Origin of the sequence: Pseudacidovorax sp. (assembly GCF_017991995.1) — a bacterium.
GTDB lineage: Bacteria > Pseudomonadota > Gammaproteobacteria > Burkholderiales > Burkholderiaceae_C > Xenophilus.
Genome location: NZ_JAGOPN010000018.1, coordinates 1 through 13,438, shown reverse-complemented (window position 1 = coordinate 13,438; position 13,438 = coordinate 1). Strand labels below are relative to the sequence as shown.

Sequence of the window (13,438 nt, the reverse complement as noted above, 5' to 3'; positions counted from 1 at the left end):
GCTGTCGGGCTCCTGTGCTGCTTACCTTTGGCGTTGCCCCGCAACAGCGCGATGAGGCCACGCTGACGTACCGCCCGCGCGGCAGCGGCTCAGTACGCCGGAGTGCGCAGCCGCCCCGTGCCCAGAAACTCTTCCACATTCGCCAGCACCAGGTCGCCCATCGCGCGGCGGGTCTGGGCGGTGGCGCTGCCGATGTGCGGCAGCAGCACGACGTTGTCCATCTCCATCAGCGCGGCCGGCACCTGCGGCTCCTGGTCGAACACATCAAGGCCGGCCCCGCCGAGGCGCCCTTGCTGCAGGGCCAGGACCAACGCGGCTTCGTCGATGACCGACCCGCGCGCGATGTTGACCACGATGCCCTGCGGGCCCAGCGCATCGAGCACCCGCGCATCGACGAGATGACGCGTGGCCTCGCCGCCGGCGCAGGCCACGATCAGGAAGTCGGCCCAGCGGGCCAGTTCCACCAGCGAGGGCTCGTGCGTCCAGGCCACGCCCTCGCGCGGCGTGCGCGTGTGGTAGCGGATGTCCATGTCGAAGCCGGCGAAGCGGCGGGCGATGGTCTGGCCGATGCGGCCCAGGCCCAGGATGCCGAGCCGCCGGCCGCTGACGCGCGTGCCCAGGGCACCGGGCCCGATGCGCGGCCAGTCGCCGCGGCGCACCAGGCGCTCGGCCCGGCCCATGCCGCGGGCGGCGTCGATCAGCAGGCCCACGGCCAGGTCGGCCACGCAGTCGTTCAGCACATCGGGTGTGTAGCTCACGGCCACGGCGCGGGCCTTGGCGGCTTCCAGGTCGAGCGCGTCCAGGCCCACGCCCAGGCTGCAGATGGCGCGCAGCTTGGGCAGGGCCTCGATCAGCGCGGCATCGGCGCCGTCGGTGGCGGTGGTGACGACCATCTCGATGCGGTCGGCATGCGCGCGGGCGGTGGCCAGCATCTGGTCGCGCGTCGGTGCCGTCACGCTGGCATGGCGGTCCTGGAGCACGGCCTTGAGCGGTGGGGGCAACTGGGCCGACAGCAACAGCAGGGGCGCGTCCGGCGATGGGGCGTCGTTGCGCTGCGCTTCGGTGCGAGCGACGTCCGCCGTGGAGGGGCTGCCGCTCATGCCTTGGCTCCGGTCGCCGCGGTCAGCGCCGCGAAGTCCACTTCGCGCAGGATGGCCGTGCTCTGCTGCTGCACATGGTCGTCGGCCAGGCTGCGGCGCTTGTAGGCCAGCCAGCGCGGATCGGCCTCCAGCGCGGCGCGGCGCGCATCGCGGTCGGCAAAGTCGCGGTAGCGCCAGGCGTGGATCACTTGGTTCTGGTCGCCGATGTCGCTGACGGCATAGAGCGCGGGCTCGCCCAGGTGCTCGACCTGGACGTCGCGGCCTTCGGCGGCATAGCGGGCGACGAAGTCGCGCGTGGTGGCGATGCGCAGGGTGTAGGTACGCAGTTCGATGATCATGGGGCGAAGAAGAAGCAGAGGGTCAGGCGGCGCCGGGCAGGCAGCGTTCGATGAGTTCGTCCAGCGAGGCATCGGCGCGGAAGCCGAGCGAGCGGGCGAGGGCGGTGTCCACGGTCGGCCAGCGGGCGAACTGCGGAATGATGGCCGGGTCGGGCGCGTAGCTGAGGCGCTGCGACACTTCCACGCCAAAGCGCCGCATCAGCGCGGCCACCACCTCGGCCACCGACACGTGCAGCGAAGGCAGCGTCCAGGCACGGGTGGCCGGCAGGCGCTCGGCATCGAGGGTGGCGGCATGGATCAGCGCGTCCACGCAGGCGGGCAGCGAGAGCAGCCACAGCGTGCCTTCGGCATCGACGGGCGATTCGTAGCTGCGGCCGGCGGCCAGCTCACGGATCAGGTCGCTGGCAAAGGCCGACAGCGCGCCGTTGGGCAGGCCGGGCCGCGCCACCACGCTGGGCAGCCGCGGCGAGCGGCCATCGATCCAGCCGCGGCGGCTGTAGTCGGCCAGCAGGATCTCGAGCATGCGCTTGTGCGCGCCATAGGACATCGTGGGCACGATGGGCGTGGCGTCGTCGATGTGCGGTGGCAGCGGCAGGCCGAAGACGCCGATGGAGCTGGTCTGCACCAGGCGCGCGGCCTTGCCGGTGGCGTCGTGCTGGCGGCGCAGGTCTTCGAACAGCTCCAGCGTGCCGCGCAGGTTGACGGTGAGGCCCAGCTCGAATTCGCGCTCGGCCTGGCCGCTGGTGATGGCGGCGAGGTGGAAGACCACGTCGGGCGGCTCGGCCAGGGCCTGGGCGCGCACGGCCGCATCGGCGACGGAGCCGCGCAGTTGTGTGAGCTTGGGATGCGTCGGCAGGTCGAGTGCGAGATCGACGGCGACGAGCTGCGTGAGCGGCAGCGCATCGACGCCGGCCAGCAGCCGCCGCACGAGCGCCTGGCCGACGAAGCCGCCGGCACCGGTGACGAGGATACGGGTCATGAGAGCAATCCTTGTTGGCGCAGCGGCGCGGCCCAGGCCAGACCCTCGGCGGCCGTGCTGCGGGGTTTGTATTCGCAGCCCAGCCAGCTGTCGTAGCCGGCGGCGGGCAGGGCGGCGACGGTGGCGAGCAGGTCGTCGCGCGACAGGTCGGGCTCGTGGCGGTCGGGCGCGCCGGCCAACTGCACATGGCCGATGAAGCCGCGGCAACGCTCCAGCTCCTGCGCCAGGTCCAGCCCTTCCTTCACGCAGTGGTAGAGGTCGAACTGCAGCCGAAGCCGCGGCGAGTCGAAGGCGCGGATCACCTCCAGCGCCTGCTCGGGCAGCCAGTAGAAGTAGCCGGGCATGTCGGCGCGGTTGAGCGGTTCCAGCATCAGCATCAGGTCGTCCGACTCCGCATGCCGCAGGGCCCAGGCCAGGTTCTGGTCCAGCGCCTGGCGGCAGGCCTTGGGATCGTGCGCGCGGCAGTCGCCGGCCATGACGTGGATGCGGCGCGAGCCGGTGGCCTCGGCCACGGCGCGGGCGCGGTCGAAGCAATCACGGAACTCCGCCTGCCCGCCGGGGATGGCGGCCCAGCCCAGCCGGCCCGGGCTGTCCGGCCGGATCGGCGTGTTGTGCAGCACGGCGGTGAGGCCCTGCGCCTTCAGCGCGTCGGCATACCAGGCCGGCGGTTGCTCGTAAGGCTGCAGCATCTCCGCGCCGGCAAAGCCATCGGCTGCGGCGGCGGCGAAGCGCTGGTCGAGCGGAAGGTGGCCGTAGAGCCACTCCAGATTGGCGTTCAATTGCATGAGGCGTGGGTCAGGCAGGAAGCGTGAGAGTTCGAATGGCCCCGGAGCAGGCCCCTGCGGCGCGCTCGCGGAACCGTCTTTGCCGGGGATGCTTCATTGCTTCCCGGCTTGCGCGAGGAAAGCGTCGAGGCGCTGCGGCGTCATCAGTGCGACCACCGCTGACAGCTCGGCCTCGCCCAGCCCCATGGCATCGGCCATGCGCAGCACCTGCTGCACAGCGCCGGTCACCGGCATCGGCGCGCCGCTGTCGCGTGCGACGGCCGCCACGGTGTCGATGTCCTTCAGCATGGTGGCGAGCGCGCCGATGATCTGCGGCTGGGCCTGCGCCATGCGTGGCGCGAAGACCTGCAGCGGCTTGGAGTCTGCCCAGCCGCCCGCCAGCGCCGGTGCCAGGCGCTCGATGGCGATGCCGTTGCGCTCGGCAAAGCCGATGGCCTCGGCCAGCGCGACGACGGCGGTGGCGACCAGCGTCTGGTTGCACAGCTTGGTGGCCTGGCCGGCCCCGCTGGCGCCCATGTGCGTGATGTTGCCGGCATAGGCGCGCAGGGCACCGAAGGCTTCGTCCAGATGCGTGGCCTCGCCGCCGACCATGATGGCCAGCGTGCCGGCCTCCACGCCGCCGATGCCGCCGGAGACCGGCGCGTCCAGCCAGTGCGCGCCGCTGGCGGCCTGCAGCCGGGCGGCGAAGTCGCGGGTGCGCTGCGGATGGATGCTGGAATGGTCCGCCAGCCAGCGCAGGCCGCGCACGTGTGCCAGACCGTCGGTGCCGAAGACCACGGCCTCGACCGCGTCGGCGTCGAACAGGCACATCAGCGCGCCATCGGCACCTTCAGCGGCCTCGGCCGGCGTGGCGGCCACCTGCGCGCCCAGGGCGGCCAGTGGCGCGGCCTTGGCGGGCGAGCGGTTCCACACGCGCACGGTGTGGCCGGCGGCCAGCAGGCGGCGGACCATGGGCGCGCCCATCAGGCCCAGGCCGCAGAAGGCCAGGGTCAGCGGGCGTGGGGTTGCGGCGGCGCTCATCGCTCGGCCTTTCGGGGCGCGCGGTTCATCGTCAGGTGGCCGGTGCTCATCGCTGTGCGTCCTTGTCGCCGAGGCCTTCGTCGAGCGACGGCACCTGGTCCTCTTCCGGATAGGGCCAATCGACGCACCCGGAATGTGTGACGGCGCCCAGGTGGGTGGGGCCGACCAGCTTGGCGTACTTCTCCAGCGCACCGGCCAGGCGTTCGCGCTGGAAGGGCTTGGCGGCGGCGCGACGGCGCTCGAGTTCTGCTTCCTCGACGTCCAGCACGATGCTGCCGGCCGCCGCGTCGATGCGGATGCGGTCGCCGTCCTGCACCAGGGCGATGGGCCCGCCGGCCGCCGACTCGGGGCTGGCGTAGCCGATGCACATGCCGCGGGTGGCGCCGGAGAAGCGGCCATCGGTCAGCAGCGCGACCTGCTCGCCACGACCCTGGCCGTAGATGGCGGCCGTGACGGCCAGCATCTCTCGCATGCCGGGGCCGCCGCGCGGACCTTCATTGCGGATCACCAGCACGTCGCCCGGTTCGTAGGCCTGGGCGGCGACGGTCTTCATGCAGTCCTCTTCGGTCTCGAAGACGCGGGCGCGACCGTCGAACTGCAGCGACTTGAGGCCGGCGATCTTGATGAGGGCGCCGTCGGGGCACAGGTTGCCCTTGAGCACGACCAGCCCGCCCGAGGCATGGATGGGCTTGGCCGATTCGCGCACGATGCGCCCATCCGGTCCCGGGAAGGCGGCCAGCTCTTCAGCCAGCGTGCGGCCGGTGACGGTCATGGTGTGGCCATGCAGATGGCCGCTCTGGAGCAGCGCATTGAGCACCACCGGCACGCCGCCGATGACGTTCAGGTCCTTGGCCAGGTAGCGGCCGCCGGGCGACAGGTCGGCCACCAGCGGCGTGCGCTGGAACACGCGCGCCACGTCGTCGAAGGTGAAGGCGATGCCGGCCTCGTGTGCGATGGCCGGGATGTGCAGCGCCGCATTGGTGCTGCCGCCGGTGGCCGCCACGGCGGCGCAGGCGTTCTCCAGGCTTTCGCGGGTGATGAGCTCGCGCGGCAGCGGGCCGCCGTTCTCGATGATCTGCATCACGCGCAGGCCGGCGCGGCGCGCCAGCGCCAGTCGCTCGCTGTAGACGGCCGGGATGGTGGCCGTGCCCAGCAGCGACAGGCCCAGCGCCTCGCCCACCATGGCCATGGTGTTGGCGGTGAACTGGCCGGGGCAGGCGCCTACGGTCATGGCGCAGGTGCGCTCGATCTGGTCCAGCTGCTTGAGCGTGATGGCGCCGGTCTGGTGGCGGCCGGTGCCCTCGATGGCGGTGAGCACCGTGCGCTCCTCGCCCTCGGGCGAATAGCCCGGCAGCATCGAGCCGCCATAGACGAAGACCGAAGGCACGTTCAGCCGCACCATGGCCATCATCATCCCGGGCAGCGTCTTGTCGCAGCCGCCGAAGGTGACCAGGCCGTCGTAGGCATGGCCGCGCACGGCCAGCTCCACGCTGTCGGCGATCAGCTCGCGCGACAGCAGGCTCATGCGCATGCCGTCGTGGCCCATCGAGGTGCCGTCGGAGACCGAGATGGTGGTGAAGCTCACCGGGTGCCCGCCGCCCTCGGCCACGCCCAGGCGGGCGTAGTCGGCCTGAGGCCCGAGCGACTTGGAGCAGGGCGTGTTGTCGCCGGCCGTGCTGACGATGCCGACCATCGACTTGGCGAGCGTCTCGTCGTCCATGCCGGTGGCGCGCAGGAAGCCGCGGTGGGCGGCGCGGCCCGGGCCTTCGGTGACGGCGCGGGAACGGTGCTTGTGCAGGGAGCGGGGTTGGTCGGTCATGGTGTGGGGCGGATCTTCAAGGGCGTGGAAGGGGGGTGATCGGGCAGTTCGGGGTCGAGGCGGTCGAAAACCCAGGCGATGTCCTGCTCCATGCAGCGGCGCGCCGCGGCGGCGTCGCCCGCGCGCAGGGCGGCCACGGTCTGCTCGTGCAGATGGTCGGAGGGCTGCTCGTCGGTGTGCAGGTACGCGCGCGTGGCGCGCAGGTAGGCGCCCGATTGCAGCCACAGGCTTTCGATCATCGCGATGAGCACCGGCGATTGCGCCGCCTGGTAGATGGTGAAGTGGAAGACCAGGTTCATCTCCAGGCTGGCGGGCAGGCTCTCGGGGGCGTGCCGTGCTCGGGTGATGCGCCGGGCCATGTCGTCCAGCTCGTCCAGCTGGGCGGGCAGCAGCCGCGGCGTGGCCCATTCGGTGGCCTGGCCTTCCACCAGCATCCGCACGCGGCGGATGTCGGCCAGCTTGTCGCGCGTGATCAGGGGCACGCGCGTGGTGCCGTTGGGCAATGGCTCCAGCCCCTGCTGCGCGACCAGCCGTCGCAGCGCCTCCCGCACGGGCATGGTGCTGGTGCCCAGCGCATCGGCCAGGTACTGGATGCCCAGCGGCTGGCCGGCGCGGAATTCGCCATTCATGAGCTTGTTGCGCAGTGCCTGGTACACCGACTCGTTCACGGACGAGCGCGTGATCGGCTTGAGCAGGCCCAGGGTGTCGGTGGCCGACGCGTCGGACGGGGTGGCGAGAGCCATGCGGGTCGGAGTTTTGATGTTTGATCAAATCTTAGTCGCCATGCTGACGTTTGTCATCGGCGTTATCCCGCGCGGCGGTGGGCGGGGGCAGGGCAAGGTGCCAGCCGCGACCGGTGCAGCACGTCTGCACCGATCCCGCTCCGCACGGTGCGGAACTGCCTCCGGTGATCATCGTGGGGCTGGATTCCGGCCAAAGCCTTGCGCCGGTGCGGGTGGGTTCGCGTTCCTAGAATCTCTGCCCCCATCCCCAAGGCACGCATGACACAGGGTTCCATCCGCATCCGCGGCGCTCGCCAGCACAACCTCCGCAACATCGATCTGGACATCCGCACGGGTGAGATGACGGTGGTCACCGGGCCCAGCGGCTCGGGCAAGTCCAGCCTGGTGTTCGACACCCTGTATGCCGAGGGCCAGCGCCGCTATGTGGAGACCTTCTCGGCCTACGCCCGCCAGTTCCTGGACCGCATGGACAAGCCGGCGGTCGACAAGGTGGAGGGCGTGCCGCCCGCCATTGCCATCGACCAGACCAACCCGGTGCGCAGCTCGCGCTCCACGGTCGGCACGATGACGGAGCTGAACGACCATCTGAAGATGCTGTTCGCGCGGGCGAGCCGGCTGTTCGACCGCGAGACCGCGCTGCCGGTGCGCCACGACACGCCCGATTCCATCTATGCCGAGCTGCAGGCGCGTGCCGCGGCGGCTGGCGATCCGCGCGTGGTGGTCACCTTCCCGGTCGAACTGCCGGGCGGCACCAGCGAGGCGGAGGTGGAGCAGTGGCTGTCGGCCAGCGGTTTCACCCGTGTGCATGCGCAGCGCGAGGTGGGTACGCCCACCGGCCCGCGCAAGGTGCTGGACGTGGTGGCCGACCGCTTTCGCATCGCGAACACCGAGCGCGCTCGGGTGATCGAGGCGCTGGAGGTGGCGCTCAAGCGCGGCACCGGCCGGGTGATGGTGCATGCGCTGCCGGCGGAAGAGGGCGGCGAGGCCGAGACCTGGAAGTTCTCCACCGGCCTGCACTGCCCCGAGAGCGACATCCGCTATGCAGACCCGATCCCGTCGATGTTCAGCTTCAACTCCGCGGTGGGCGCCTGCGACACCTGCCGCGGCTTCGGCCGGGTTATCGGGGTGGACTTCAACCTGGTGATTCCCAACGACAAGCTCACGCTGCGCGCCGGCGCCATCAAGCCGATCCAGACGCCGGCCTGGCAGGAGGCGCAGGAGGATCTGATGCGCCATGCCGAATCGGCCGGCATTCCGCGCGACACGCCCTGGAACAAGCTCACGCCCGAGCAGAAGCACTGGGTGATCGAAGGCACGCCCAACTTCAAGGAAGGCAACTGGAACAAGCAGTGGTACGGCATCCGGCGCTTCTTCGGCTACCTGGAGAGCAAGGCCTACAAGATGCACATCCGCGTCTTGCTGTCCAAGTACCGCAGCTATACGCCCTGCCCGGCCTGCGGCGGCGCGCGGCTCAAGCTGGAGAGCCTGCTCTGGCGCGTGGGCGGCAAGGAGGATGCCGATGCCGTCCTCGCGCCGGCCAAGCGCTTCATGCCGGTCGGTGTGAAGTGGTCACGCGAACAGCTGGAGGCGCTGCCGGGCCTCTGCCTGCATGACCTGATGCTCATGCCCATCGAGCGCCTGCGGCAGTTCTTCGACCGGCTTTCTTCCCCCTCCCCCTCTGGGGGAGGGCAGGGGTGTGGGCCTGCGGCGCTCGATGCAGAGGGCAGCCCCCATCCCAGCCTTCCCCCAGAGGGGGAAGGAGAAAGACAGGCGCTCAAGCTTCTGTTCGAAGAAATCACCACCCGCCTGCGCTACCTGCACGACGTGGGCATCGGCTATCTCACGCTCGACCGGCAGAGCCGCACGCTCTCCGGCGGCGAGGTGCAGCGCATCAACCTGACCACGGCGCTGGGCACCTCGCTGGTCAACACCCTGTTCGTGCTGGACGAGCCCAGCATCGGCCTGCACCCGCGCGACATGGACCGCATCACCCAGGCCATGCAGCGCCTGCGCGATGCCGGCAACACGCTGGTGGTCGTCGAGCATGACCCCGCCGTGATGATCGCGGCCGACCGTGTGATCGACATGGGCCCGGGTCCCGGTGCGCGCGGCGGGCAGATCGTGTTCGACGGCACCGTCGACGAGCTGCGGGGGGCCGACACGCTGACCGGCGAATACCTGGGTGGGCGCAAGCACATCGGCATGGGCTTCAAGCGACTCGTCTCCGAGAACACGCCGCGGCTCATCCTGGAGGGCGCGCGCGAGCACAACCTGCAGGACGTGACGGTGGACATCCCGCTGCAGCGCCTGGTGGCCATCACCGGCGTCAGCGGCTCGGGCAAGTCCACACTGATCCAGGACGTGCTGGCGCCGGCGCTGATGCGCCACTTCGGCAAGCCCACGGAGACGGCCGGCGCACACGACCGCCTGCTGGGCGCGGATCACCTGTCGGACGTAGTGTTCGTCGACCAGTCGCCCATCGGCAAGACGGCGCGCTCCAACCCGGCGAGCTACGTGGGCGCGTGGGATGCCGTGCGCGAAATCTTTGCCACCGCGCCGCTGGCCCGGCAGCGCGGCTACACGGCGGCCAAATTCAGCTTCAACTCTGGCGACGGCCGCTGCCCGACCTGCGGCGGCTCGGGCTTCGAGCACGTGGAGATGCAGTTCCTGTCGGACGTGTACCTGCGCTGCCCCGACTGCGACGGCAAGCGCTACCGGCCCGAGATTCTGGAAGTCACCATCGAGCGCCCGAGGACCGTTCGGGCTGAGCACGCCCCCACCGTTCGGGCTGAGCCTGTCGTCGAAGCCGGGTCAACCCGCTCGACCTCGCAGCCAACCCAGGACGCACCAAGCGCCGGCCGCATGGGCATGGGCGTCTACAACGTCGCCGACGTCCTCGACCTCACCGTGGCCGAGGCCCTGGCCGTGTTCGCCAACGACAGGGAAGTGCAGCGCGTGCTGCAGCCCATCGTCGACGTGGGCCTGGACTATGTGAAGCTGGGCCAGCCCGTGCCCACGCTGTCCGGCGGCGAGGCGCAGCGCCTCAAGCTGGCTGGCTTCCTGGCCGAGGCGGCCGGTGGCGGCAGCAAGTCGCGCCAGCCGCTGGCCAAGAAGGGCACGCTCTTCCTCTTCGACGAGCCGACCACCGGCCTGCACTTCGACGACATCGCCCGCCTGATGCGCGCCCTGCGCAAGCTGCTCGACGCCGGCCATTCGCTGGTGGTGATCGAGCACAACCTGGACGTGATCCGCGCCAGCGACTGGGTGATCGACCTCGGCCCCGAAGGCGGCGACGGCGGTGGACGCATCGTGGCCCAGGGCACGCCCGAGCAGGTGCGCGAGATGCCGGGCACGCACACCGGCATGGCCCTCGCCGCCTACGAGACGGCGCTCGGGCCCGCGGCGCGCGTCGTGCGGGAATCGGCCGCGCGGTACCGCCCGGTGCCCGCGCTGGGCCGCGACGCCATCGAGATCGTCAATGCGCGCGAGCACAACCTCAAGAACCTGAGCGTGGAGATTCCGCGCGGCAAGTTCAGCGTGGTGACGGGCGTGAGCGGCTCGGGCAAGTCGACGCTGGCCTTCGACATCCTGTTCAACGAAGGGCAGCGGCGCTACCTGGAATCGCTCAATGCCTATGCCCGCAGCATCGTGCAGCCGGCTGGCCGGCCGGAGGTGGACGCCGTCTACGGCATTCCGCCCACGGTCGCCATCGAGCAGCGGCTGTCGCGCGGCGGTCGCAAGAGCACGGTGGGCACGACGACCGAGGTCTGGCACTTCCTGCGGCTGCTGTACGTCAAGCTGGGCGTGCAGCACTGCATCCGCGATGGCGCGGCCGTGCAGCCGCAGACGCCGGACAGCATCGTGGCCCAGGTCATGCGGCAGTTCCGCGGCCAGCACGTCGGCCTGCTGGCGCCCCTGGTGACGAACCGCAAGGGCGTCTACACCGAGCTGGCGGACTGGGCGCGCCCCCGCGGCTACACGCACCTGCGGGTGGATGGCCAGTTCCTGCCGACCACCGGCTTTCCGCGCCTGGACCGCTTCAAGGAACACAGCATCGAGCTGCCGGTGGCCAGCGCGGATGTGCTGCCTTCGGCCGAGTCGCTGCTGCGCCAGGCAGTGACCTCGGCGCTGGAGCACGGCAAGGGCGTGGTGCACGTACTGTCCGACATTGGCGCGCTGCGGGCTGCGATGGAGGCGGGGCAGTCCACCGCCGGCATCGGCCATGCGCATGTTTTCTCCACGCTGCGCGCCTGCCCTGTGTGCGCCACGTCGTATGCGGAGCTCGACCCGCGCCTGTTCAGCTACAACAGCAAGCACGGCTGGTGCCCCGACTGCGTCGGCACCGGCGTCAAGCTCACGCGCGAACAGCGCAAGGTCTTCGACGACTCGGTGCTGGCCGACGATCAACGTGGCCGCGAGCAGACCTTCGCCGAGCCCGAGGCGGAGGATGTGGGCGACACCGTCTGCCCCACCTGCGAAGGCACGCGGCTCAATGCCACGGCACGGGCGGTCAAGTTCGCGGGCGTGGGCATCGCCGAGATCGCGCGGCTGTCGGTGACGGACGTGCGGCGCTGGGTCGAGTCGCTGGCGCTGGAAGGCCGGCAGGCTGACATCGCGCGCGACCTGATCCCCGAGATCGGCAGCCGGCTCGAATTCCTGGAGGAAGTCGGCCTGGGCTACCTGACCCTGGACCGCGGTGCGCCCACGCTCAGCGGTGGCGAGGCGCAGCGGATCCGCCTGGCGGCGCAGCTGGGCAGCAACCTTCAGGGCGTGTGCTACGTGCTGGACGAGCCGACCATCGGTCTGCATGCACGCGACAACCAGATCCTGCTCGACGCCCTGCACAAGCTGGGCGACAAGGGCAACACGCTGGTGGTGGTCGAGCATGACGAGGACACCATCCGCCGCGCCGACCATGTGATCGACATCGGCCCCAGCGCGGGCAAGCGCGGCGGGCGTCTGGTCGCGCAGGGCACTGTGGACGAAGTCCAGCAGTCCGAGGAGTCGTTGACCGGCCGGTATCTGCGCGATGCGATCCGGCACCCGCTGCATGCACGGCGGCTGGTTTCAGAGACCGCCGAGGAAGGCGAGGGCGCCGTGTCCTGGCTCGCCGTGGCCGGCGCAAACCTGCACAACCTGCAGTCGGTCGACGTGAGCATTCCGCTCAACCGTCTGGTGGTGGTCACCGGCGTCAGCGGTTCGGGCAAGTCCACGCTGGCGCGCGACGTGCTGCTGGCCAACGTGCAGGCCATCGTGCAGCAGCGCATGACCAAGGCCGGTCGTGATGCCGACGCGGCGGGCAAGCGCCCCCGGTGGGTCGGCTGTACTGGCGTGGCCGGCTACGAGGAGATCGACCGCGTGCTCGAGGTCGACCAAACCCCCATCGGCAAGACGCCGCGCAGCTGCCCCGCCACCTACATCGGTTTCTGGGACACCATCCGCAAGCTCTTCGCGGACACGCTGGAAGCCAAGGCCCGCGGCTACGGCCCGGGCCGCTTCAGCTTCAACACTGGCGAAGGCCGCTGCCCCGGCTGCGAGGGCGCGGGCGTGCGCACCATCGAGATGAGCTTCCTGCCCGACGTGAAGGTGCCCTGCGAGGTCTGCCACGGTGCGCGTTTCAACCCGGAGACGCTGGCCGTCACCTGGCGCGGCAAGAGCATCGGCGACGTGCTGCAGATGGAGGTGGACGAGGCCGTCGCGTTCTTCGCCAGCATGCCGAACATCAGCCATCCGCTGCAGTTGCTCAAGGATGTGGGGCTGGGTTACCTCACGCTGGGGCAGCCTTCACCGACGCTGTCGGGCGGCGAGGCGCAGCGGATCAAGCTGGTGACCGAGCTGAGCAAGGTGCGCGACGACGTCACGCGCCGCGGCAACAAGGCGCCCCACACCTTGTATGTGCTGGACGAGCCCACGGTCGGCCTGCACATGGCGGACGTCGAGAAGCTGATCCACGTGTTGCATCGGCTGGTCAATGCCAATCACAGCGTCGTCGTCATCGAGCATGACCTCGACCTCATCGCCGAAGCCGACTGGATCGTCGATCTGGGGCCGGAAGGTGGATCCGGCGGCGGACGGGTGGTGGCGTCGGCGCCGCCCGAGGATGTGGTCGCGCAAGGCACACACACGGGCGTCGCGCTGCGTTCAGTTCTGGAGCGCGGGGCTGTTCGGGTGTGACGCGGCTGGAAGTGCGGCAGCAAGGGCTGGCTTGTGCGGGTGACTGGCCAGTCGCTTCATCTCGGCTGCGGGGCCGCGCGGAAGACGCGTGAGAAGGTACGTCTGGTGCTGGCCCCTGCTTTTGTGCATCTACTTCTATAAGGGGTGTGTCTCGACTGGCCGATGGCGGATGTGCTCCTGGGCCGTCGAACAGCCGTGGGACATGACATTCCAGAGAAACTCCCTGCCTCGTCGGCCGTCAGTCCCGGTTGCGTGCCCCTTGTTTGTCCGCCCCCGCTGGGCTTGGTCGCCCCGGATGCGGGCATGCTCCCCGCCGTTTGAAAATTTTTGTAGGACGCCTCTTGCGTCCCTATCGAAAACCCTCGTATACTGGCGGGCTCGCTGACTGATACGTAGCCTTTGGTTGCTGAGTTTGGCTGGTGAGGGGTTTGAGAGAGTGGCGGCGGCTTCTGAGTAAAAAAAGAAGTTGCGCTTTTAGAA

8 protein-coding genes are annotated in these 13,438 nt (G+C 70.1%); 1 reads left to right on the top strand and 7 read right to left on the bottom strand.

Going from position 1 to position 13,438, the window contains the following annotated elements:
• Positions 1–89: 89 nt before the first annotated feature.
• The 7 genes from KBC94_RS21680 to KBC94_RS21650 form a co-directional block, all read right to left on the bottom strand.
• Positions 90–1,100: a 2-hydroxyacid dehydrogenase gene (locus KBC94_RS21680; RefSeq protein WP_294374993.1), complete on the bottom strand. Its 1,011-nt coding sequence runs from the start codon at positions 1,098–1,100 to the stop codon at positions 90–92.
• Positions 1,097–1,438, bottom strand: a complete 342-nt coding sequence (locus tag KBC94_RS21675; protein WP_294374991.1) for an NIPSNAP family protein — start codon at positions 1,436–1,438, stop codon at positions 1,097–1,099. The genes KBC94_RS21680 and KBC94_RS21675 overlap by 4 nt, the downstream gene beginning before the upstream one ends.
• A gap of 22 nt (positions 1,439–1,460) precedes the next feature.
• Positions 1,461–2,417: an NAD-dependent epimerase/dehydratase family protein gene (locus tag KBC94_RS21670; RefSeq protein WP_294374988.1), complete on the bottom strand. Its 957-nt coding sequence runs from the start codon at positions 2,415–2,417 to the stop codon at positions 1,461–1,463.
• A complete protein-coding gene (locus KBC94_RS21665) occupies positions 2,414–3,202 on the bottom strand; it encodes a TIM barrel protein (protein WP_294374983.1) in 789 nt (262 codons plus the stop codon). The genes KBC94_RS21670 and KBC94_RS21665 overlap by 4 nt, the downstream gene beginning before the upstream one ends.
• A 93-nt stretch (positions 3,203–3,295) precedes the next feature.
• Positions 3,296–4,222, bottom strand: a complete 927-nt coding sequence (locus tag KBC94_RS21660; RefSeq protein WP_294374981.1) for an NAD(P)-dependent oxidoreductase — start codon at positions 4,220–4,222, stop codon at positions 3,296–3,298.
• A 46-nt stretch (positions 4,223–4,268) separates the two neighbouring features.
• Positions 4,269–6,041, bottom strand: a complete 1,773-nt coding sequence (gene ilvD / locus KBC94_RS21655) for a dihydroxy-acid dehydratase (RefSeq protein ID WP_294374979.1) — start codon at positions 6,039–6,041, stop codon at positions 4,269–4,271.
• Positions 6,038–6,784, bottom strand: coding sequence for a GntR family transcriptional regulator (locus tag KBC94_RS21650; RefSeq protein WP_294374977.1), 747 nt, complete (start codon positions 6,782–6,784; stop codon positions 6,038–6,040). The genes ilvD and KBC94_RS21650 overlap by 4 nt, the downstream gene beginning before the upstream one ends.
• Before the next feature lie 258 nt (positions 6,785–7,042).
• On the opposite strand from KBC94_RS21650, the gene KBC94_RS21645 reads away from it, so the two are divergent.
• Positions 7,043–12,958 carry an excinuclease ABC subunit UvrA gene (locus tag KBC94_RS21645; protein WP_294374975.1) on the top strand — a complete coding sequence of 1,972 codons (5,916 nt, stop codon included), beginning with the start codon at positions 7,043–7,045 and terminating at the stop codon, positions 12,956–12,958.
• Positions 12,959–13,438 lie beyond the last annotated feature (480 nt).

What these genes read in the sequence shown, in the direction of transcription:
- KBC94_RS21665 (WP_294374983.1), bottom strand. Translation starts at nt 3,202, where the DNA reads ATGCAATTGAACGCCAATCTGGAGTGGCTCTACGGCCACCTTCCGCTC.
- KBC94_RS21645 (WP_294374975.1), top strand. Translation starts at nt 7,043, where the DNA reads ATGACACAGGGTTCCATCCGCATCCGCGGCGCTCGCCAGCACAACCTC.
- KBC94_RS21680 (WP_294374993.1), bottom strand. Translation starts at nt 1,100, where the DNA reads ATGAGCGGCAGCCCCTCCACGGCGGACGTCGCTCGCACCGAAGCGCAG.
- KBC94_RS21675 (WP_294374991.1), bottom strand. Translation starts at nt 1,438, where the DNA reads ATGATCATCGAACTGCGTACCTACACCCTGCGCATCGCCACCACGCGC.
- KBC94_RS21650 (WP_294374977.1), bottom strand. Translation starts at nt 6,784, where the DNA reads ATGGCTCTCGCCACCCCGTCCGACGCGTCGGCCACCGACACCCTGGGC.
- KBC94_RS21660 (WP_294374981.1), bottom strand. Translation starts at nt 4,222, where the DNA reads ATGAGCGCCGCCGCAACCCCACGCCCGCTGACCCTGGCCTTCTGCGGC.
- KBC94_RS21670 (WP_294374988.1), bottom strand. Translation starts at nt 2,417, where the DNA reads ATGACCCGTATCCTCGTCACCGGTGCCGGCGGCTTCGTCGGCCAGGCG.
- ilvD (WP_294374979.1), bottom strand. Translation starts at nt 6,041, where the DNA reads ATGACCGACCAACCCCGCTCCCTGCACAAGCACCGTTCCCGCGCCGTC.